This window comes from Mesorhizobium sp. WSM4310 (assembly GCF_007003935.1).
Lineage (GTDB): Bacteria > Pseudomonadota > Alphaproteobacteria > Rhizobiales > Rhizobiaceae > Mesorhizobium.
Map to the genome: position 1 here is coordinate 500,778 of NZ_VFTA01000001.1, position 20,907 is coordinate 521,684.

Genomic DNA, 20,907 nt, shown 5'->3' on the forward strand with positions numbered 1-20,907 from the left:
TGCAACAGCCTCACTATACCTTCGGGCAAAGGCTGGCTTTTGACACATCAGTTTGCGGAGACCCGACATATGGCTGACGACACCAGTATTTTCATCGGCGCCAGCCGCAAGCCCGACGACAGCTATCAGCGCCCGGAGCAACTGCTGCTGCAATATGGGAATCGCCACGGCCTGGTGACCGGTGCCACCGGCACCGGCAAGACCGTCACCTTGCAGATCCTGGCCGAAGGTTTTTCGAATGCCGGCGTGCCGGTGTTTTGCGCTGACATCAAGGGCGACCTGTCCGGTATCGCGATGATGGGCACGGCGCAGGATTTCCTGGTCAAGCGGGCCGCGCAGGTCAAGCTCGACCCTTACGACTTCCAGGAATTCCCCGTCATCTTCTGGGACCTGTTCGGCGAGCAGGGCCACCCCATCCGCGCCACCATTTCGGAAATGGGACCGCTTCTCCTGTCGCGGCTGATGAACCTGACCGACGCGCAGGAGGGCATCATGAACATTGCCTTCCGCATTGCCGATGAAGAAGGCCTGCTGCTTCTCGATCTCAAGGACCTGCAGGCGTTGCTTGCCAACATCGCCGAGCGCGCCGAGGAGATCAGCGCGCGCTACGGCAACGTCACCAAGCCATCGGTGGGTGCCATCCAGCGCACGCTGCTGGTGCTGGAGCAACAGGGCGCGGCCAACTTCTTCGGCGAGCCGGCCCTGCGCATCTCCGACATCATGCGCACCACGCGTGACGGCAGGGGCGCCGTCAGCGTGCTGGCCGCCGACAAGCTGATGATGAACCCGCGCCTCTACGCGACCTTCCTGCTCTGGCTGATGTCGGAGCTGTTCGAGGAACTGCCCGAAGTGGGAGATCCCGACCAGCCGAAGCTGGTGTTCTTCTTCGACGAGGCGCATCTGCTGTTTGACGAGGCGCCGAAGGTGCTGATCGACCGCGTCGAGCAGGTGGTCCGCCTGATCCGCTCGAAAGGCGTCGGCGTCTATTTCGTCACGCAGAACCCCCTGGATATCCCGGAAAAGGTGTTGGCCCAGCTCGGCAACCGCGTCCAGCACGCGCTGCGCGCCTATACGCCGCGTGAGCAGCAGGCGGTTCGGACGGCGGCGGAAACGTTCCGCCCCAATCCGGATTTCGACTGTGCCATCACCATCACCCAGCTCGCCACCGGCGAGGCGCTGGTCTCGACGCTGGAGGCCAAGGGCGTGCCGTCCATGGTCCAGCGCACGCTGATCCGGCCGCCGTCGTCGCGGCTTGGACCCATAACCCCCGCCGAGCGGCAAAAGCTGATCGCGGAAAGTCCGGTCACTGGCCAGTATGATCAGGTCATCGACCGCGAATCGGCCTTCGAGATCCTGCAGAAAAAGGCCAACGACGCGCAGGACGCCGAGCAGCAGGCGCAGCAGGCAGGCACAGGCGGCTCGCGCTGGACCATACCGGGTTTCGGCAATGACGATCCCGCGCCGCAGTCCGGCGGCCGCCGCGCGCCGGCGCCGCGCCCCTCCAATCGCCAGACCGTGGCGGAGGCAGCGATCAAGTCGGTGGTGCGCTCGGTCGGCTCGTCGGTCGGACGCGCGATCGTGCGCGGGATTTTGGGAAGCCTATCGAGAGGCCGTTAGACCTTAGCGCCGCGCGTTCTCTTGAACGCGGGGCCCTAAGCATCTGTATAGGCGCTGTCGGATCAGAAGATCGCGTCCGTCACCGCCTTGACCGGGCCGAGCAGCACCGATCCGTCCGGCACGCCGGCGTCGATCGGGATCGCCTTGTGGTTCGCCGTTGCCGCCGCCGCCATTGGCTGGCTGGCATCGCTGGTCACGATCACAGGGGTTTTCGAGGGCACGCGGTCATAGAGGTCGATGATGTCCTGGTTTATCAGGCGCACGCAGCCCGACGACACCGACTTGCCGATCGACTTCCATTCCGGCGAGCCGTGTAGGCGGTAAAGCGTGTCCACATTGCCCTGGAAGAGATAGAGCGCGCGCGCGCCGAGCGGGTTCTTCAACCCGCCAGGCATGCCGCCATTGTCGGCGCTGTATGGCTTCAATTCCGGCTGCCGGGCGATCATCTCATCCGGCGGCGTCCATTTCGGCCATTTCTGCTTCCACTGGACGACGGCGTCGCCCGACCATTCGAAGCCGGCACGGCCGAGACCGACGCCGTAGCGGATGGCCTGGCCGCCCGGACGAACCAGATAGAGGAAATGGCCCGTCGTATCGACGACGATGGTTCCCGGCTTCTGCCCGGTCGGGTCGGGAACGATCTGGCGCAGGAACTGCGGATCGATCCTGTCGAAGGGGATGGCCGGCAGGTCGAAGCCGCCATCGCTGACGGCCGCGTACATCGACGCATAGTCGGCGAGCGGCGGCTCGACATAGGTCGGCGGCGGAGGCTCGACCGGTCCCGGCCCGGTGGTGGCGCATGCAGAAACCGCGATCGATGCGGCGCCCAATGCTGCGGCGTTGAGAAAGCCGCGACGGCTCAGGCGATAGGATTCGATTTCGGTTATGGACATGGCTGCCTTCTTTAGGACTCAAATTGCAACAAAGCGTGAATACGCTTGCCGCCACGCGGGTGCCTGACAACACCTGAGGCGATAGGCGGTTCCGATTCTGGCCCGAACGTGGACAAACAAAGGCGAAGCTGTGACTGCGCCGCCACTGTGGCACCTGGGTCACAGCTCGACAGCTCAGGCGTTGACCAACGCCTCGAGGGTCGGCAGGATCAGGGCCGGCGGAAAATCCCGGTATTCCTCGGGCTGATTGGAGCGGTTGATCCATACGGTACGGAAGCCGAATTTGGTGGCGCCGGCAATGTCCCAGCGATTGGAGGACTGGAAGGACACCGCGCCGGGATAGAGGCGCCAGCCGGTGGCAACCATGTCATAGACCGCCGGGTCGGTCTTGAAGCGCCGCACCGTATCGACCGAATAGATGTCGTCCAGAACCTGATCGAGCGCGGCCGATTTGACCGCCGCTTCCAGCATTTCGGGCGAGCCGTTCGAGAGGATCGCCAGTCTGGCTCCGGAGGCCTTGAGTGCCTTCAGCACGGCCGGTACCTCCGGGTAGCAGTCCAGCCGCCAGTAGGCTTCCAGCAGTTTTGTCCTGAGGCCGGGATCGGCGGAGGGAACCTTGCGCAAGGCGAAGTCGAGCGCCTGCTCGGTCAGCTGCCAGAAATCGGCATAGGCGCCCATCAGCGAGCGCACCCAGGAATATTCGAGCTGTTTGGCGCGCCAGATTTCGGACAGCAATTGGCCGTCCGGGCCGATCCGGTCGGCATGCCGGCGCACGGCGGCATGCACGTCGAACAACGTGCCGTAGGCGTCGAAAACATAGGCGGCGTATTGCATGGCGACAGTTTTGAGGCGAGGCGAGGCAAGGTGCAAGCCTTGATTGCACCGCTGCGCCGCTGGCATCAACAAAACTCCCCAATGCCCGTTGACGGCGACGGCCAAAGCATCATCCAATGTTGTCACACAAGATTGATCGGAACGGGATAACGCGATGACACTGGCGGCAGCGGCGCAATCCGCGACATGGACTTTCGTCGACGGCGACTGGTACGAGGGCAATGTCGCCATTCTAGGCCCGCGCAGCCACGCCATGTGGCTCGGCACCAGCGTGTTCGACGGGGCACGCTGGTTCGAGGGCGTGGCGCCCGACCTCGACCTCCATGCCAGGCGGGTGAACGCCTCGGCGATCGCGCTCGGCCTCAAGCCGAACATGTCGCCCGAACAGATCGTCGGGCTGACCTGGGACGGATTGAAGAAGTTCGATGGCAAGACGGCGGTCTATATCAGGCCGATGTATTGGGCCGAGCATGGCGGCTACATGGGCGTGCCGGCCGATCCCGCTTCGACCCGTTTTTGCCTCTGCCTCTATGAATCGCCGATGATCTCGCCGACCGGGTTTTCGGTGACGGTGTCGCCGTTCCGGCGCCCGACGATCGAAACCATGCCGACCAACGCCAAGGCCGGGTGCCTCTATCCCAACAATGGCCGCGCCATCCTCGAAGCCAAGATGCGCGGCTTCGACAATGCTTTGGTGTTGGACATGCTGGGCAACGTCGCCGAGACCGGAAGCTCCAACATCTTCCTGGTCAAGGATGGACACGTGCTGACGCCGGCGCCGAACGGCACGTTCCTGTCCGGCATCACACGCTCGCGCACGATGACGCTGCTGGGCGAGTACGGATTCAAGACGACGGAAAAGACGCTGTCGGTGCGCGATTTCCTCGAAGCGGACGAAATCTTTTCGACTGGCAACCACTCCAAGGTGGTGCCGATCACCCGCATCGAGGATCGCAATCTGCAACCCGGCCCGGTGGCCAAGAAGGCGCGCGAGCTTTATTGGGATTGGGCGCATTCGCCGTCGGCCGGCTGACGCGCTGGTTCGGCCTTTTGTGGCTGCGCGCTTCGCCGCAGGAAAACCGTGTGACAGTTTTCCGGAACCCGCCTAGAAAGGGAACCGGCGCTTCACTTCCGGAGTTGTTCCAGCTCAATCCAGTCCTATCTTAATCCGGTATCCACACCGGATTTTTTCCACGAGGGAGTACTACCCATGGCTTTTGAATTGCCCGCTCTGCCCTACGACTATGAGGCCTTGCAGCCTTACATGTCGAAAGAGACGCTGGAATATCACCACGACAAGCATCACAAAGCCTATGTCGACAATGGCAACAAGCTGGCTGCCGAGGCCGGAATGGGCGATCTGTCGGTCGAAGAGGTGGTCAAGCAGTCGTTCGGCAAGAATGCCGGTCTCTTCAACAATGCCGCGCAGCACTACAATCACATCCATTTCTGGAAGTGGATGAAGAAGGGCGGCGGCGGCAACAAGCTGCCGGGCGCGCTGCAGAAGGCTTTCGACAGCGATCTCGGCGGCTACGACAAATTCAAGGCTGATTTCATCGCAGCCGGCACGACGCAGTTCGGTTCGGGCTGGGCCTGGGTTTCGGTCAAGGACGGCAAGCTGGCGATCTCGAAGACCCCGAACGGCGAAAACCCGCTCGTCCATGGCGCGTCGCCGATCCTCGGCGTCGACGTCTGGGAACACTCCTATTACATCGACTACCGCAACGCCCGCCCGAAATATCTCGAGGCATTCGTCGACAGCCTGATCAACTGGGATCATGTGCTGGAGCTCTACGACAAGGCGAAGTAATCGACAATCAGAAAGGCCCCGGCAATCCCGGGGCTTTTCTTTTTCTGTGCCGATATCAGTGGCTGCGAAGGCCCGGAAAAACCATCCAAGCAGAGGGAATATTCCCTCCGCCGCATCCGTTAACGTCGTGTCCCAAATACCTTCATCACGGAGCCAAATGAATGAGAAAGCTTGTCATCGCCATCTCAATGCTCGCCTTCGCCGGTTCGGCGGCCTTTGCCGATCCGATCATCGACCGGCAGGCTCTGATGAAGGAACGCGGAAAGATCGTCGGCGGCTTGGCGAAGGTCGCCAAGGGCGAGGACTCCTTTGATGCCGGCGCCGTGCTGACGCAGCTGCAGGCGTTGCAGGCGAATGCCGAGAAGTTCGACGTCGATGCGTTGTTCCCGAAAGGCAGCGATGCCGGCGACACCACGGCGGGGCCGAAAATCTGGGAAGACACGGCCGGCTTCAAGGCCGCCGAGGACAAGTATCTGTCCAACGTCAAGGCCGCGGTCGCGGCGGCTCCCGCCGATGTCGACGCGCTGAAGGCGCAAGTCGGCGCCATCGGTTCGGATTGCGGCACCTGCCATCAGGGCTACAGGGTCAAGAAGGGCTGATTGCCTGATATGGCATGGCTGAAGAAGCTCGTCGGCACGGCCATCATTCTGGGCGGCGTCGGCGCGGTCGGCGGTTGGCTGCTGTCGGCGCCGGTCAAGCTCGATGCCGCGGCCCTGGCGCAACTCGGGCCGGGCGACGCGATCAAGGGCAAGCGCATTTTCTATGCCGGCGGCTGCACCTCCTGCCATGCGAAGCCGGGCTCGCAGGGCGATGGCCGGCTTCAGCTGGTCGGCGGCCTCCAACTCAAGACGCCGTTCGGCACCTTTGTCCCGCCCAACATTTCGCAAGACCCAAAGGACGGCATTGGTGCGTGGTCGGTCGACGATCTCGCCAACGCCATGCTCAAGGGCGTTTCGCCGTCCGGCGAGCATTTCTATCCGGCCTTTCCCTACGCGTCCTATACCCGCATGAAACCGTCGGACATTGCCGATCTCTATGCCTTCCTGAAGACGCTGCCCGCCGTCGCCGGCAAGGCGCCGGACAATTCGCTCGGTTTCCCCTTCAACATCCGTCGCGGCATCGGCCTGTGGAAACGGCTTTATCTCAACAACCAGCCTGTTGTTGCCTTGGCCAGTAGCGCACCTGACCCGGTGGTAGCCGGCCGCTATCTGGTCGAGGGGCCGGGTCATTGCGGCGAATGCCACACGCCACGTGACTTCGCAGGCGGGACGAAGAAAGGCGACTGGCTGGCGGGTGCCGTGGCGGCCGAGGGCTCAGGCATCGTGCCCAACATCACATCGGGCAAGGGCGGCCTCGCCAATTGGTCGGAAGCCGACATCGCCAACTACCTCGAAACCGGCTTCACGCCCGATTTCGATTCCGTCGGCGGCGCGATGGTTGACGTCCAGCGCAACATGGCCGAGCTGACAGCAGGGGACCGGGCCGCGATCGCCGCCTATCTCAAGGCTGTGCCGCCGCATCCGAACGGTTATCCCGCGCGCAAGCCGGCGAGCTGATTGTCGACTAGAGGTGCCGATCGCCGAGGAAATCGAATCCTGTCTCGAAGAAGTGGTTGTAGTTGCAGGTCAGTTCCTCGCCGGGTGCGATGTCGCGCAAGGCATAGGTCTCCTCGGGTGAGGAGACATCGCAATTCGGCTCGTCGTCATGGTTCATGTAGCGGGCGTCGTCGGCTTCGAAGACGATATAGGCCGGATCGCGCCGGTCCGGGTAGGAATAGCGGTCGAGATAGTTCTTCACCGGCCCGCTCTCGCCCTCATAGGTTTCGACGTCGATGATCCGGTCGAAGCGGGGGTCGAGCTTCCAGATCAGCGTGCCCTTGGGGATGGGGTGCTTGGCAAAGACGCCGATGCCCTGGATCGGCGATTTGTCGAGATAGACGTCGACGAGCAGCATAATGGACCCTTGTGCGAGTGCGGGCTTCGGCGCCCGGGAAAGTCGTACCTTGGGTTAACGCGCGACCATCGCAATTGCGAGTGGAAATGAGCAATGCGGAATTCAAAAAGTCATGATTGCCAAATCCAAAAGTGAACGTGCTATCCGGAGCCTCAGCGTTGCTGCAAGGCCAGGCGGACGCCCAAGGCACAGTATATGCCGCCGACAACCTTGCCCTGCCATTTCAGCACGGTCGGATTTCGACGCAGGAAGGAGCCGAGGCGACCGGCGCTCACGGCAAAGACGACCGTGCTGAAAAGACCGAGCACGACAAAGATAATTCCCAATACGGCCAATTGAAGCATCACCGTTCCGTTTTCGGGCCGCACGAACTGAGGCAGGAATGCCAGGAAAAACAGCGCAGTCTTGGGGTTGAGCACTTCGGTCAGGACAGCCTGCCGAAACGCCTTGCCGGCCGAGATCGCGAGCGCGCCGGCGGAGGGGTCGGTCGGCGTTTTCTCGATGATGGCGCGAATGCCGAGGTAAACGAGGTAGGCCGCGCCGATGTATTTTACGATGCTGAAAAGCGTCGCCGACGTGGCGATGATCGCCGAAATGCCGACCATCGCCATGACAGTGTGAAATATGTCGCCAGCGGCGATCCCGGCGCCGGTCGCGATCCCGACCTTCGTTCCCGAACTCGTCGCCCGGGCGATCGTCAACAGCGTGGCCGGACCCGGGATAAAGACAAAGCCGAGCACGACGGCGATATAGGCAATCAACGTGGACAGATCGATCATTTGAGCGTCTCCTCGGCAAGCCGCGCCTTTCCCGTCACCTTCAGCGCGAAGGAATAGGTATAGGCGATTTCTTCCAGGCGTGAGAACCGGCCGGACGCGCCGGCATGGCCGGAATCCATGTTGATCTTGAACAGCACCGGATTGTTGCCGCTCTTGCGGTCGCGCAGCCGCGCCACCCATTTGGCCGGTTCCCAATAGGTGACGCGCGGATCGGTGAGGCCGGCGAGCGCCAGGATCGGCGGATAGTCGAGGGCCGCGACATTGTCGTAGGGCGAGTAGGCGGCGATGGTGCGGTAGTCATCGGCCGACGCGATCGGATTGCCCCATTCCGGCCATTCCGGCGGCGTCAGCGGCAAGGTCGCGTCGAGCATGGTGGTGAGCACGTCGACGAAGGGAACTTCGGCGACGATGCCGCCAAAACAGTCCGGCGCCATATTGGCGATGGCACCCATCAGCATGCCGCCGGCCGAGCCGCCTTGCGCGACCATGCGGTCATGCGCGGTATAGCGCTCGGCAACGAGATGGCGCGCGCAGGCGATGAAATCCGTAAACGTGTTCATCTTGTGCGCCCGCTTGCCGTCATCATACCAGCCGTAACCCTTGTCCTTGCCGCCGCGCACATGAGCGATGGCGTAGACGAAGCCGCGGTCGACCAGCGACAGGCAGTTGGTGTTGAAGGCGGCCGGCACGGTGATGCCGTAGGAGCCGTAGCCGTAAAGCAGGCAAGGTGCCGATCCATCGAGCGGCGTGTCGCGATGATGCAGAAGCGAGATCGGCACCAACTCGCCATCGGCGGCGGGCGCCATCAGCCGCCTGGTGACATAATGGTCCGCATCATGGCCGGATGGGACTTCCTGGGTCTTGAGCAAGGCCCGTTCGCGGGTGCGCATATTGTAGTCGAACACCTGCGCCGGCGTCGTCATCGACGAATAGGAAAAGCGCATGATCTCGGTGTCGTATTCATAGGAGCCCGACAGGCCGAGCGAGAAAGCCTCCTCATCGAGAGACAGAAGATGCTCTTCGCCACTGGTGCGGTCGCGTACGACAATGCGCGGCAGTCCCTCCTTGCGCTCGAGCCGGACCATATGGTCCTTGAAGCCGATCACCGACAGGATCAGCCGGCCCGGTTCATGCGGCACCAGCTCCCGCCAGTTGGCGCGGACCGGATCGCTTGCCGGCGCCGTCATGATCTTGAAGTCCTTGGCGCCGTCCGCATTGGTCAGGATGAAGAAGATGTCGCCGCCTTCCTCCATCTCATATTGAAGGCCGGTCTCACGCGCCGCAACCAGTCTGGGTTCGGCAAACGGATCGCTGGCGCTCAACAGGCGATATTCCGAGGTCTCGTGATCGTTGATGCCGATCATGATCCATTGGTTGTCGCGGGTGCCGTCAACATTCATGAAGAAGCCCGGATCGGTTTCCTCATAGATCAGGCGGTCGGCTTCAGGGTCTTGTCCAAGCGCGTGGAACAGCACCTTCGAGGGCCGGTGGTTGGGGTCGAGGCGCGTATAGAAGAACCCGTCATTGCCAGCGTCCCACACGCCCGAGCCGCCTGTCGCGGGAATCCGGTCCGCCAGGTCCTTGCCATCGGCAAGGTCGCGCACGCGCAGCGTGTAGAACTCGGAACCCTTGTCGTCGAAGGCCCACAACAGCCTGCGGTGATCGGCCGAATGGTCAACACCGCCGAGCCGGAAATAGGGCTTGCCTTGCGCCTCGAGGTCGCCGTCGAGCAGGATCTGCTCGGTTCCGCCCGCGCGCGGCATGCGGAAATAGCGCGGCTGCTCGCCGCCGAGCTTGAAGGAAGACCCATAGGCATAGGCCCCGTCCTTCATCGGAACGGAAGAATCGTCTTCCTTGATGCGGCCCTTCATCTCCTTGAAAAGCTGCTTCTGCAGGTCTGAAGTATCGGCCATCAACTTTGACTGGTAGGCATTCTCGGCTTCGAGTTCGGCGCGGATGCCGGCATCGAGCAGGGAAGGGTCCCGAAACATCTCCTGCCAGTTGTCGGCCCGCAGCCAGGCATATTCATCGGTTCGCGTGATGCCGTGATGCGTGTCGTAAACCGGCCGCTTCTGCGGTGTCGGCGGGCTGACGATCGGAAATCGGGAAGTCTCGGTCATTGCGTCTCGCTTGGGAGCTATCTTGAATGATGAATGAACACGCCGATCAGCGTGGGTTCAAGGGTCCGTAACGTGGAGGTGTGTCGGCTCCATGAGGTGGGCCGGGAGGAAGGATGATGACTATTCGATCTCGGATCGCTGCGACTTTCGCCGTTGCTTCGCTGACTCTGGTCTTTGCCGGCCAGTCTCATGCGACCGTATTCGCGGCTTGGCAAGTGGCCAATGTGCCGTTCGGCGACACGCTCAACGTGCGCAAATATCCCTCCGGCATCTCCCAGAAGCAGGCCGCATACCCGAACGGGGTCATCCTGCAGATGACCGGGCGATGCACCGGCGGCGTAAACCTGCTCGACATCGCCAATCAACCGGCATGGAAGCCACCAGACGGTTCGCTATCGCTGGTGCGAGGTCTGGCACGACCCGGCCAAGAACGGCGCTTTCGTCATCGGCTGGGCCTATGGCAAGTACATCGCCCCGTATTGATCGACGGTCGTCGATTGATCGTGATGCGGCCGGCGGGACATGTCGCCTGGTTGTCCGCGAAAAAGATGAGAGGCAACCTATGGTTTTGTGGACAGATGTGAACAACCAAGATTGACGGCGCCCTGGCAAAGCAAACCAGAGCATTGAAAATTGCTTTGTGAGTTATCGCGAATGTAACGCTCAGCTGACGTATCGTCACGCGGAACCGGTTTGGCGGACGAAATATCGAAAAATTACATGATGCACGAAAGATTGAAGCTGACTGGCGAATAGTTGATCAACTTTCCTAAATATAATGCAAAGGGAGAATTGACTTACTTGCTCCATGGTCGCATTGATGTGCCCACGACACGAATCGTAGAAACACTACCTGCTCAAAATTCGTGCGATGCCCTGCCTGTAAAAAAGGGCGCATACCGACGTAACTCTTGTTGGGGCCTGAAGACCATGGATATTGTCGAAACACCTTCCAGAAACAACGATGCGCTGATCGAGCTGACCGCCGATGTGGTGGCCGCTTATGTCAGCAACAACCCCGTGCCGGTCGGCGAATTGCCGAACCTCATATCCGATGTCCATGCCGCTCTCGGGCGTGTGGGCGGAACCGCCGAACAGCCCCCTGCCGACAAGCAGAAGCCGGCTGTCAACCCGAAGCGCTCGGTTCATGACGATTACATTGTCTGCCTTGAAGACGGCAAGAAATTCAAGTCGCTCAAGCGTCACCTGATGACCCACTATGATCTGACGCCGGAGCAGTATCGCGAAAAGTGGAACCTCGACCCGAGCTATCCGATGGTTGCTCCGAACTATGCGGCAGCCCGCTCGCAGCTCGCCAAGAAGATGGGCCTTGGCCGCAAGCGCAAGGCGCGGTAGTCGCTGTTCCCTCAGGTCGAACCGACATCGACGGCGCCTTCGGGCGCCGTTTGATTTTGCGGAACAGGCTGGCCGGAGGGCGTCAGGCGGTCTGCTTGAGTGCCATCTCGGCATCGCGCTTGATGCGCTTGACCATCGAGCGAAGGCCATTGGCGCGCTGCGGCGACAGGTGCTCGTCCAGGCCAAGTGCCTTCAGCGTCGCTTCCGCATCGGTTTTCTGGATTTCGCTGGCGGTCCGTCCGGAAAACAGCGCCAGCATGATGGCGACCAGACCGCGCACGATATGAGCGTCCGAATCCCCCGTGAAGGTGATGACCGGATCACTGCCCGGTCCCTGTTCGGTGGTCAACCAGACCTGGCTGACGCAACCCGGGACCTTGTTGGCGGCATTGCGCTCCTCATCGGGAAAGGGAGGCAGCGCCTCGCCGAGCTCGATGACGTAGCGATAGCGGTCCTCCCACTCGTCAAGGAAGGAGAAGTCGTCGCGGATCGTCTGGATCGTGGTCGTCATAACCCGGATATAGTCACGCGGCGGCCCCGCGTCACGGAAAAAACAAGGACACCGCGGGCGTCGAGAGGGCAGACGGCCCGCGGTGCGCCGCCGAGACGGCTTAATTCTTGACCGGCAGGTTGACGGTCTCGGGCAGGACGATTTCTTCCGCCACGCTGCCCGTCATTGTCGAGGTATCGGGGCCGGTGGACTTGTCGTCCAGCATGGCTGCCGCGATCTTGGCGGTTTCCTTGGCACGCGCGGTGATGGTGTGCATCGCCGACTTGCCCGTCTCACAGACATCGGGCTTGCGCTCGCAGATGCCGGCAATGTCGCCCACCGCGTCGCGTGCCGCGAACAGGGCCTGGATCGGCCCGACGCTTTCCTGCCCCGGCTCGTCGGAACCGACACTCAGCGGCAGCGCCAGCAGCACCAGTGAAAACCAGAAAGCCATTCTTATCAGGAAGAACATGCCTTGCCTCTCGTCGTGACCGGATCATGCATCATATGGCATGACCTCTTTTATGGGCAGGATGTTGGCACACAGGCGCAAAGGACGGCTTGCGCGCACAGCGACAATTTTCCTCAAATTTTAGGCAAATTCGAAACGAAGCGTTTTGCCATGGATTTGTTTCATATCGGGACGATTTTGGTTACCTCTTGATAACTATGTATCCTGCTGTTTCCATTGGATTCTTTTGGAATTCGGCCGGTTCTCTTCTAGTCCATGATCCGGTGACGGCAGGCGTTCGCAGATAACCCTCCATTTACTATGGCGGCATTTGCCCGGGTTTTCGGCCGCCGCGATCCCGATATTTGCCACGGGCCGGGCTTTGGTCGGCCCTGCCTTATCCATTCCTTAAACGCTGGATGAGAGTTTCGGAGCCAATCAAAACAATCTGCATAAGCAGAGCTGTTCACGACGAGTGCGAGTGCGTTGAGTTGATGCCGATCAAGGCCAGATACGCTGAATTGCCTGGCGCGATTGCCGCCGGTTGCGAACGTATGGTCCATCCCTCCATTCTCGGGCAGAGCGGCCGCGAGCGCCAACGCCGTTTCATCGGTGTCATGCTGGCAGCGCCATTCTTCGCCGCCGGTGCCGCTGTCACGCTGGTCACATCAGGCATGGGCGCCGCTGTGACCATGGCCGCCATCTTCGCCGCCTTCGGTCTGTGCTGGTTCGTCGCCTTGCTGGTGGCGGCTACCGGCAAGATGCCCGTGGCGGCACCGATTGTCCTGGCGATGGCGGCTGTTGCCCTTGGCGGTCTGATCGCGGCCGCCGGCGGGTTGAGTTCTCCCGTCGCCGTGCTTGCCGTGGCGCTGCCCTTCGAAGCTTGGTGGATCGGCGCTTCGCGGCGTGCGGCCCTGTGGGGAGCGGTCTCGGCCATTCCCGCCATTGCCCTTCAGCCTCTGGCTGCGGCCTTCTTGCCCTTCGCGGGCGCGCAGATCGCGGCCTGGCACTGGCTGGTGCCGCTGGCCTGGGCGCTGACGCTGATCCCGCGCCTGTCGCCGTTTCGCGGTGGCGCCGGTGCGGCCGATACACTCGATACCGGCGATCGGCTGGAAGACATCATCGATGCGGTGATCCTGCGGGTCGCCCGCCATGGCGAGGTGCTCGATGCGTCCGCCAAGGCACGCACGCTTTTGAAACTGCCGCCGGAACTGCTTTCCGGAACCGGCTTCTTCGACCGTGTCCATCTGTCGGACCGTGTCTCCTATCTCAGCGCCCTGGCCGACATGCGCGATGGTGCTGCTGCGCGCCGCCTCGAATTGCGCGTCAGGCTGCCCCAGAACGGCAATGGCCAGAATGACACGCGCTCGATGGCCGACAATTACCGGCCATTCCTGCTCGAACTGCTGCGTGGCGAGGAGCAGAGCGACGTCTTCACGCTGGTGCTGCGCGAGAATGGCGAGACTGCCCGGCTTCGTGAGGAACTGGCGCAGGCCAATGAGGCGGCGGCCGCCGCGGAAGTGGCCAAGGGCCGGTTCCTGGCGGTGGTCAGCCATGAGTTGCGCACGCCGCTGAACGCCATCATAGGCTTCTCGGACATGCTGCTGCATGAGATGTTCGGCGCCTTCAAGGATCCGCGCCAGAAGGAATATGTCACCCTGGTGCGGGATTCAGGGCAGCATCTTCTGGCCGTCGTGACATCCATACTCGATGTCTCGAGGATCGAATCGGGCGCCTACACGGCGGACCCGGAGCCGTTCCGGTTCATGGAAGCCGTCGACATGTGCCAGTCGATGATGCGGCTGCAGGCGCAGGCCAAGAACATCGACCTGCAGACGCAGATCGCTCCCGACGCCGGCGACATCAATGCCGATCGCCGCGCCGTGCAGCAGATGCTGATCAATCTCGTCTCCAATGCGATCAAGTTCACGCCCGACGGCGGCAATGTCGTCGTTGGCGCCAAGCGGATCGGTTCGCGCCTGCATTTCTGGGTCAGGGACACCGGCATCGGCATTGCCGAGGAGGATTTCGCCAATCTCGGCAAGCCCTTCACGCAGATCCAGAACGACTATACGCGCCGTTTCGAGGGGACCGGGCTTGGCCTTTCACTGGTGAAGGGGCTGGTGGCGCTGCACGAAGGCACCATGTCGATCGAAAGCATGCCGGGCGAGGGCACCACGGTCACCATCAGCCTGCCGGTCAACGGGCCGAAGGGTCGCCCGGCGAACGAGGCAGGGGTTCTGACGATGCCGGTGACGAGGGCGAAAGGGGACAGAAATGGCTCGCTCCGCAAAACAGCCTAAAGCGGTCAAACGCCGCAGCAACGCCTTCCAGGACGGCGCCATAGCCGTCGGCGGGATGATTTCGCGCAACCCCGTCCTGGTGGGCGGATCGACGGCATTCCTGGTGACGCTGTTCTATGTCTCGGCGAATGCGCTGTGGTATCAGCCTTTCCCGCATGCCGGGGCGTTCTTCGTCACCCGCAATTTCCAGGGGTTTCCGCACACTGCCTCCGACGAGCCGGAGACGACGATCAACATCGTGCGGCCCAATGCGGCGCCCGCACCGATGAAGGGCGATCCGGTGGTCGAGCAGGTGCAAGGCATATTGAAGGACCTCGACTTCTATTCCGGCACGGTCGACGGCATTTCCGGCCCCAACACGCGCAAGGCCATACAGGCCTACCAGCAGAAGGTCGGTCTCAACGCTTCGGGCGAGATCGATGCCCTGTTGCTCGATCAGCTTGGTGCAACGCCGAAGACCGCCTCCGTGCCCAAACCGCAGCCGCGCCCCGATACGCAGGCCGCCGTTCCGGTGTCCCTGCAGACAAATTCTGGACAAACGAATTCCGGGCAGGCGAATGCCGGGCAGACGGATGCCGCCCAGGCCCAGGGACCCGACCCCCGCATCGTCAAGATCCAGGCCGGGCTCAAGGCGTTCGGAAATGACGACATGCGGCTGGATGGTGTCGTCGGCGCGCGCACCAAGGCGGCGATCAAGGAATTCCAGTCGCTGTTCGGCCTGCCGCAGACCGGCGAGCCCGACGAGATCGTCTACGTCAAGATGCGCGAGATCGGTCTGACCAATTGAGGTCCGACCGACGAGGCCGAAACGACGGCTCGCCGAGCGGCGGAATTATCGCTAGATAGCCCGCACGCTTTCGGAGCTTTCTCATGCGCGTCACATCGGATCTGTGGGTTTCTGCCTTGCTGCGCCGCGTTTTCGGCGCCGGCGGATTTGCCGCCGTGGTCAACCGCGGCGCGACCGAGGCCGGTGCTGTTTTCGTGCTGACGCGGGGTAGGCTGGGTGACGTCGCCCTCTACGGGCCGGCGCCGCAGACAAGCTACGATTCGGCCAAGCCCGACGACCGTTTCTTCAGCCTTCTCACCGCCGGCGATGATCCGGCCGTGCTCGATGCCCGGCTTGAAAGGGAAAAGAAATTCGATCCCGATATCTGGGTGGTGGAGATCGAGGCCGGCACCGTTCCCGTCGAGGAGCTTATTTCCGTGAAGACGCCCTGAGGGCGGGAGCGGTGGCATCGTCGCTGTACGACGTCTGGCGGCTGTCGCTGTTTGCGGGCGACGCATCACGAACCATTCTGGAGAGGGCCTCGGCCTTCCATCCCCGTACCCGGTCCAGAGCCACATCGCGATGTAGCAGGCGATAGCGGTCGAGATAGGTACGGATGGCCTGGGGATGCGGGAACAGGCTGGGATAGATGGCGACCGTGATCAGGAAGGCCCTGTCTTCGCTGAAGTCGAGCGAGCGCAGCGCCGCGAGCAATGATGCATAGTTCTGGCCGGCAGTCAGCGAGCGCGCGGTCGCGAAATCAATGTCGAGCGCGTCCGCAAGCGCGGTCTGGAAAAACGCGGCGTTTCCCGTCAGCGCCGTCTCGCGCAGTTTGACATAGGTATCCGAGCCGGGAAACGCATCGACCCTCGCCGCCGATGCTTCGTCGCCGGTGCGCATCATCGAGCGCAGCCTGCGCCGCGCATTCTCGGCGGCAATGCCGGGAGACTGTTGGCTTGAAGCATTGTCCTCGGCAGTTTCAGCATTCGCGGCTGCGGCGGTTGGCGCCGTGGAGGCTTGCACGTCCGGTTCCCGCACCCGCACCAGTGTCGGCCGTTCGAGCGCCCTGATCAGGTCGGCAATGGTCGGGTTCAGGCCCTTGCGGCGCGCTATGGCGCGCGCATGCGGCAGGCCGTGCCTGCCGATCAGCGCGATGAGGTCGATATCGCTGACGGCGCGTGAGCGGATCAGCAGCGGCGCGGCAATGTCGACCGGTTCCTCGCAGAGGCGCCGCACGAGTGCTGCGGGCGCATATTCGCATTCGGAAAGGGCGGCGGCGACGTACCGTCGCGATTCGACGGACACATCGTCGAACAGCGGCAGCGTCAGGTCTTCGAGCTGGCCGATCTCGCGCCGTGACGGGCGGGTCAGCGAGCAGAACGCCGACACCGCGGCGCGGAACAGCCTCTCGGCCTTGCCCGATTCCGTCCGTATCGCGATTTGCCTGAAGTCCGAAGATGACACGAAGGATACCCGATACTCGATACACAGCCTTGGCCACGCTCAACCGGGACCGTGTCGGTTTCGCGATTGCTCCGGTCAGAACCGCCTGACCTCAAGACAAAGTTCAAGTTAGCGGTGATCCGTTAGCGCTCCGTTAACCCTCTGCCGGCCTTAATGATATTTGGAGGCGTTGCGTTGTGCTCCGGGGAAACCGAGAGGAATGCGCGAATCATGGGCATGGTACTGTCTTTCGTGCCGCGTGCGGCACCGACCAATCGAGCCAAGCAAACCACCGAAATACCGGCGGCGGTGATTATCTTTCCCGGCATCCGTTATGAGCGGTCCAGCACCGGCGAAGTTCGACCCGCCGGCCCCGACAAGCCGGGATCGCCACGGACGCCGGTGCCGCACCACTGAAGCCGCGGCCTAGTCCGTCAGGCCGTCAGTTCTGCGCCTCTGGCCAGAGCAATTCCAGGAAAAGTGTGAAGCGGCTTTCCCGGGAAAAGCGCGCAGTGCTTCCTTGGGGAATTGCGCCAAAGTCAAAGGGTCTAGAAATCCTGCAGCTCGCAGGAACTCTGGTCGAGAAAGCGTGACACGATCGGCTTCCAGCTGTCGTCCGGAACGAAGCTTCGGATGACGAAGATGCCCTCGTCGATCGGCGCTTCGACGAAGATCGCTCCCTGTAGGTCCTCGGGCAAATCCTTGCGCACATCGATCATCTGCGCCGGCGTCAGCACCACGGCATCAAGCTTGCCGTCGCTCGCCGTATGATCGTTGAAGGAATAGATGTTGTGGCCGTTGCGGTCATAGACCGACACCGACCAGAAGGGGACGTTCCCCGGCGCCTTGATCCGGACCATGCCTTCCTCGAGATCGAACCGGCAGGCCGCGGCGTAGAACAGCGGGTCGACCGATTTCACCACCGGCGCGCCGCCCGCCTCGGCATCGAGCCGGTTCATCCGGTAGAGGTCGGATGCCATGGACAGTCGCGACCAGGCATCGCGTTCCGAAAATTCCGGCACCAGAAGCAGCACCACGATGTGGACGATGCCGGCACCGACCAGACCGAGCAGGACGGCGTGAAAAAGACGGCGTAGCGCGGCCAGGACATTACGCATCGCAGCCGGCCTTCACGATCCTGGGCAGCGAGACGTCCGACAGGCCGGTGCTGCTGGCGATCGGCGTGTCGTAGAAGGTCAGGACGAAATACATCCGTCCGGAACCATTGGTCAGAAGCCAGTTGCCGGGCATGGGGTGATGGCCGACCGAGATGGTCACCGAATTGTCGGCCTGGCGCAGTACCTCGTAGGATTGAAGCGCGGCAAGCCGCGGCTTGCCGGTTTCGACGACGCCGAGCGATTGATCGGCGGCATAGAGCGTCCAGAAGCGGGCGGTCGGGAATCCACCCTCTATCCTGTAGCTGCATTCCCGCTTGAGCTGGTCGCCGGCAGCGTCATTTTCCGCGACGAAGGACAGGCCTTCGGCGCGGCCGAGCGCAAGCACGCCCTCGCGCGCCACGCGAGCCTTCGAATAGGGATCGGCTGCTGGCGTGCCGATGTCGGGGAAGGCCGTCCATTGGCCGATGCGGATGGCGCCGACACCGTCCTGGATCTTCAGCGCATACCAGACGCTGGCGCCGCCGCCGCCAATGGCTATGGCAAGCGAAAGCAGCATCAGGAAGGCGTTCTTGAGCATGAAGGGCCGCGTGCGCGAAGGATTGCCGTTCGGGGATATCGCGGCGCGGGGCCTCGTGGCAAGCGGGCGCGATGGATTTGCCTGTTGGCTTGCTCTGCGCCGAGGCCGAAGTCACAGCGCCGAGAGCGTTTCGGGCGAGGCGGCGTCGAGTTTGGGCGCGGATTGGAACAACTGCGTCATGTCCCTCAGCGTCTGCGTGGTCCGGCTGGACAGCACCGCCGGGCGTTCGGCGGCCGCGTCGGCCGCGGCCTGTTCCTCGCCCTTCTTCTGCGCTTCGGCCGCCTTGGCCGCGATCTCCTCGTCGATGAACGGCTTGTCGATGCCGGGGATCGGCTTCAGGTCGATGTTCTGGTGCGCGTAGACCATCAGGCGCTGCCACACCATCGCCGGCAGCGAGCCGCCCGTCATGTTCTTGGTCGGGGTGAAATCGTCGTTGCCCAGCCACACGGCCGCCGTGTAGTTGCCGGTGAAGCCGACGAACCAGGCATCACGATAGGATTGCGTCGTGCCGGTCTTGCCGGCGACGACGATGTTGGGAATTTGCGCGCGCCGCGCCGTGCCCATCACCGGCACGGCCGCCAGCATGGTGTTCATGGATTTCAGCGCCTGCTCGGACAGCACCCGGTGCGGGGGCGGCGCATCCTTGGTCCAATCATACACCACGTCGCCGGTGCGGGTGACAAGCTGGGTGATGCCATGCCTGGAACCGACGAAGCCGTTCTGGGCGAACACGCTGTAGCCCGTCGCCTGGTCCATCACGGTCATGCCCGAAGTGCCGAGCACCATCGTCTTGTGCGCCTCGAGCGGCGATTCCACGCCCATCGCCTCGGCCATCGCCTTGATCGGCGCGATGCCGAGATGGTCCTTGGCCAGCCGCACCGGTACGGTGTTGATCGACTTGGCCATCGCCATGATCAGCGTGATGTTGCCGGCCGATTCGCCGCTGTAATTGTGCGGTGACCAGTTGCCCCAGCTGATTGGCCCGCCTGAAATGATCGAATTGGGCGTAAAGCCGTGTTCCATCGCCGTGGCGTAGACATAGGGTTTGAAGGACGAGCCGGTCTGACGCAGCGCCTTGGTGGCGCGGTTGAACTGGCTGGCGCCGTAGTCGCGGCCGCCGACGATGGCGCGGACCGCGCCATTGGTCTCGATGACCACCACGGCACCTTCGGTGACGTTGTACTCCTTGCCGAACTGGCGCAGGTGGAACTCGACGGACTCTTCCGCGGCCTTCTGGATGTTGGCGTCGAAGGTGGTGTGGGCAACCAGCGAATGCTGGCCGGGCTTGGCGATCTTCTTGACCTCGTCGAAGGCCCAGTCGAGGAAATAGTCGGGGCTTTTCTGTTCGCCGCGGTCGACGACGTCGGCCGGATGCAGCCTTGCCTGCAGCACCTGGCCTTCGGTCATGAAGCCGGAATCGACGAGGTTCGACAGCACCACATTGGCGCGTGCGCGCGCCGCCGGCAGGTTGATGTGTGGCGCGTATTTGGTCGGCGCCTTGAACAGGCCGGCCAGCATCGCCGCCTCGGCGAGATTAAGATCCTTGACGCTCTTGCCGAAATAGAAGTCCGCCGCCGCCTCGATGCCGAACGTGCCGCCGCCCATATAGGCGCGGTCGAGATAGAGCTGCAGGATTTCCTTTTTCGACAGATTGGCTTCGAGCCACAGCGACAGGAAGGCTTCCTTGATCTTGCGCTCGAAGGTGCGCTCATTGGTCAGGAACAGGTTCTTGGCCAGCTGCTGGGTGATACTTGAGCCACCCTGGACGACCGAATTCGCCCGCACATTCTCGAAGATCGCGCGTGACAGGCCGAGTACGTCGATGCCGTAGTGGTCGAAGAAGCGCCGGTCCTCGGTGGCCAGCACCGCCTTGATGACATGGTCCGGCATCTCGTCGACCGGCACGGAATCGCGCTGGATGATGCCGCGCTGGCCGATCTCGTTGCCATAGCGGTCGAGGAAGGTGACGGCGAAGTCGCCTTGGGCGCGCCAGTCGCCGGCCGTGTCCTGGAACGCCGGAATGGCCAGCGCCAGCATCACCACCACGCCGCCGGCGCCGAGCGTGAAACCCTCGCTCAAAATCTCGATGATGCCGCGCCGCCAGCCCTTGAGACGGAAGCGCCGCGAGAAGATCGTCGCCGCTTCCCAGAACTGCCGCGCCTTGAACCCGATCTCGTAGAGCGAGGAATCGATCCAGGCGTCCAGCGCCAGAAGGCGCGACGCGATCGGACCTCTTCTCTTGCGCGGTTCAGGGCTGACCATTCAAAAACCCGGCTCGGCTGTGGCGTGACCTGAAAACCGCAAGCCGGCAATTTCAGGGCAGCGCCCTGTCCCGACTATTCATCCATTTTGTGGGTGCCACAAGGGCTGCGAGGACACAGCTGCAAGGTTTGTCGA

21 protein-coding genes and 1 pseudogene are annotated in these 20,907 nt (G+C 62.6%); 11 read left to right on the forward strand and 11 right to left on the reverse strand.

The window, feature by feature from the left end; genetic code table 11:
• Window positions 1-69 precede the first annotated feature (69 nt).
• Complete coding sequence (locus FJV80_RS02330; protein ID WP_142875455.1) at window positions 70-1,617, forward strand: helicase HerA-like C-terminal domain-containing protein; 1,548 nt, start codon at window positions 70-72, stop codon at window positions 1,615-1,617.
• Window positions 1,618-1,679: 62 nt separating this feature from the next.
• Here the strand turns inward: FJV80_RS02330 and FJV80_RS02335 are convergent, their stop codons facing one another.
• Both FJV80_RS02335 and FJV80_RS02340 read right to left on the reverse strand, forming a co-directional pair.
• Entirely contained in the window at window positions 1,680-2,510 is an 831-nt protein-coding gene (locus tag FJV80_RS02335) for a L,D-transpeptidase (RefSeq protein ID WP_095770796.1), read from the reverse strand.
• Between the two features lie 174 nt (window positions 2,511-2,684).
• Window positions 2,685-3,344: a haloacid dehalogenase type II gene (locus FJV80_RS02340; protein WP_142875456.1), complete on the reverse strand. Its 660-nt coding sequence runs from the start codon at window positions 3,342-3,344 to the stop codon at window positions 2,685-2,687.
• A gap of 154 nt (window positions 3,345-3,498) precedes the next feature.
• Between FJV80_RS02340 and FJV80_RS02345 the strand changes: the two genes are divergently transcribed.
• From FJV80_RS02345 to FJV80_RS02360, 4 genes are all read left to right on the forward strand, one after another.
• Complete coding sequence (locus FJV80_RS02345) at window positions 3,499-4,377, forward strand: branched-chain amino acid aminotransferase (protein WP_095770794.1); 879 nt, start codon at window positions 3,499-3,501, stop codon at window positions 4,375-4,377.
• A gap of 177 nt (window positions 4,378-4,554) precedes the next feature.
• Window positions 4,555-5,154 carry a superoxide dismutase gene (locus tag FJV80_RS02350; protein WP_095770793.1) on the forward strand — a complete coding sequence of 200 codons (600 nt, stop codon included), beginning with the start codon at window positions 4,555-4,557 and terminating at the stop codon, window positions 5,152-5,154.
• Between the two features lie 161 nt (window positions 5,155-5,315).
• The gene (locus tag FJV80_RS02355; protein ID WP_095770792.1) at window positions 5,316-5,753 is read left to right on the forward strand and encodes a cytochrome c; all 438 of its coding nucleotides are present in this window, start codon (window positions 5,316-5,318) and stop codon (window positions 5,751-5,753) included.
• 9 nt (window positions 5,754-5,762) lie between these two features.
• Entirely contained in the window at window positions 5,763-6,710 is a 948-nt protein-coding gene (locus FJV80_RS02360; protein ID WP_142875522.1) for a cytochrome c, read from the forward strand.
• 7 nt (window positions 6,711-6,717) lie between these two features.
• Here the strand turns inward: FJV80_RS02360 and FJV80_RS02365 are convergent, their stop codons facing one another.
• The 3 genes from FJV80_RS02365 to FJV80_RS02375 all read right to left on the reverse strand — a co-directional run bounded on the left by FJV80_RS02365 (window position 6,718) and on the right by FJV80_RS02375 (window position 10,006).
• On the reverse strand, window positions 6,718-7,107 hold the full coding sequence (locus FJV80_RS02365; protein WP_095791373.1) for an SET domain-containing protein-lysine N-methyltransferase: 390 nt from the start codon (window positions 7,105-7,107) through the stop codon (window positions 6,718-6,720).
• A 152-nt stretch (window positions 7,108-7,259) separates the two neighbouring features.
• The gene (locus tag FJV80_RS02370; protein WP_142875457.1) at window positions 7,260-7,886 is read right to left on the reverse strand and encodes a LysE family translocator; all 627 of its coding nucleotides are present in this window, start codon (window positions 7,884-7,886) and stop codon (window positions 7,260-7,262) included.
• Window positions 7,883-10,006 (reverse strand): S9 family peptidase, encoded by a 2,124-nt coding sequence (locus FJV80_RS02375; RefSeq protein ID WP_095770789.1) that lies wholly within the window; start codon window positions 10,004-10,006, stop codon window positions 7,883-7,885. Before FJV80_RS02375 ends, FJV80_RS02370 begins: the two co-directional genes overlap by 4 nt.
• Window positions 10,007-10,122: 116 nt before the next feature.
• Here FJV80_RS02375 and FJV80_RS02380 point away from each other — a divergent pair.
• Together FJV80_RS02380 and FJV80_RS02385 are read left to right on the forward strand one after the other, a co-directional pair.
• Window positions 10,123-10,489, forward strand: a pseudogene (locus FJV80_RS02380) (SH3 domain-containing protein).
• Window positions 10,490-10,936: 447 nt separating this feature from the next.
• On the forward strand, window positions 10,937-11,362 hold the full coding sequence (locus FJV80_RS02385; RefSeq protein WP_019857114.1) for a MucR family transcriptional regulator: 426 nt from the start codon (window positions 10,937-10,939) through the stop codon (window positions 11,360-11,362).
• An 82-nt stretch (window positions 11,363-11,444) separates the two neighbouring features.
• Here FJV80_RS02385 and FJV80_RS02390 read toward each other — a convergent pair whose 3' ends face one another.
• Window positions 11,445-11,873, reverse strand: coding sequence for a SufE family protein (locus FJV80_RS02390; protein WP_095770788.1), 429 nt, complete (start codon window positions 11,871-11,873; stop codon window positions 11,445-11,447).
• 100 nt (window positions 11,874-11,973) lie between these two features.
• Entirely contained in the window at window positions 11,974-12,324 is a 351-nt protein-coding gene (locus tag FJV80_RS02395) for a DUF5330 domain-containing protein (RefSeq protein ID WP_095791376.1), read from the reverse strand.
• A 533-nt stretch (window positions 12,325-12,857) separates the two neighbouring features.
• On the opposite strand from FJV80_RS02395, the gene FJV80_RS02400 reads away from it, so the two are divergent.
• The 3 genes from FJV80_RS02400 (at window position 12,858) to FJV80_RS02410 (ending at window position 15,824) form a co-directional block, all read left to right on the forward strand.
• Entirely contained in the window at window positions 12,858-14,606 is a 1,749-nt protein-coding gene (locus FJV80_RS02400; protein ID WP_142875458.1) for a HAMP domain-containing sensor histidine kinase, read from the forward strand.
• Window positions 14,581-15,393 (forward strand): peptidoglycan-binding protein, encoded by an 813-nt coding sequence (locus FJV80_RS02405; protein WP_142875459.1) that lies wholly within the window; start codon window positions 14,581-14,583, stop codon window positions 15,391-15,393. Before FJV80_RS02400 ends, FJV80_RS02405 begins: the two co-directional genes overlap by 26 nt.
• A gap of 83 nt (window positions 15,394-15,476) precedes the next feature.
• Window positions 15,477-15,824: a DUF1491 family protein gene (locus FJV80_RS02410; RefSeq protein ID WP_095770784.1), complete on the forward strand. Its 348-nt coding sequence runs from the start codon at window positions 15,477-15,479 to the stop codon at window positions 15,822-15,824.
• On the opposite strand, the gene FJV80_RS02415 is transcribed toward FJV80_RS02410, so the two are convergent.
• The gene (locus tag FJV80_RS02415; protein ID WP_142875460.1) at window positions 15,802-16,836 is read right to left on the reverse strand and encodes a hypothetical protein; all 1,035 of its coding nucleotides are present in this window, start codon (window positions 16,834-16,836) and stop codon (window positions 15,802-15,804) included. The two genes, FJV80_RS02410 and FJV80_RS02415, sit on opposite strands and share 23 nt — an antisense overlap.
• Window positions 16,837-17,046: 210 nt before the next feature.
• Between FJV80_RS02415 and FJV80_RS02420 the strand changes: the two genes are divergently transcribed.
• Window positions 17,047-17,232 carry a hypothetical protein gene (locus tag FJV80_RS02420; RefSeq protein WP_095770782.1) on the forward strand — a complete coding sequence of 62 codons (186 nt, stop codon included), beginning with the start codon at window positions 17,047-17,049 and terminating at the stop codon, window positions 17,230-17,232.
• 131 nt (window positions 17,233-17,363) lie between these two features.
• Here FJV80_RS02420 and FJV80_RS02425 read toward each other — a convergent pair whose 3' ends face one another.
• The 3 genes from FJV80_RS02425 to FJV80_RS02435 all read right to left on the reverse strand — a co-directional run bounded on the left by FJV80_RS02425 (window position 17,364) and on the right by FJV80_RS02435 (window position 20,772).
• Window positions 17,364-17,933 carry a DUF1254 domain-containing protein gene (locus FJV80_RS02425; RefSeq protein ID WP_095786531.1) on the reverse strand — a complete coding sequence of 190 codons (570 nt, stop codon included), beginning with the start codon at window positions 17,931-17,933 and terminating at the stop codon, window positions 17,364-17,366.
• Complete coding sequence (locus FJV80_RS02430; RefSeq protein ID WP_095770780.1) at window positions 17,926-18,510, reverse strand: DUF1214 domain-containing protein; 585 nt, start codon at window positions 18,508-18,510, stop codon at window positions 17,926-17,928. Before FJV80_RS02430 ends, FJV80_RS02425 begins: the two co-directional genes overlap by 8 nt.
• Before the next feature lie 111 nt (window positions 18,511-18,621).
• A complete protein-coding gene (locus tag FJV80_RS02435) occupies window positions 18,622-20,772 on the reverse strand; it encodes a penicillin-binding protein 1A (protein WP_095770779.1) in 2,151 nt (716 codons plus the stop codon).
• Window positions 20,773-20,907 lie beyond the last annotated feature (135 nt).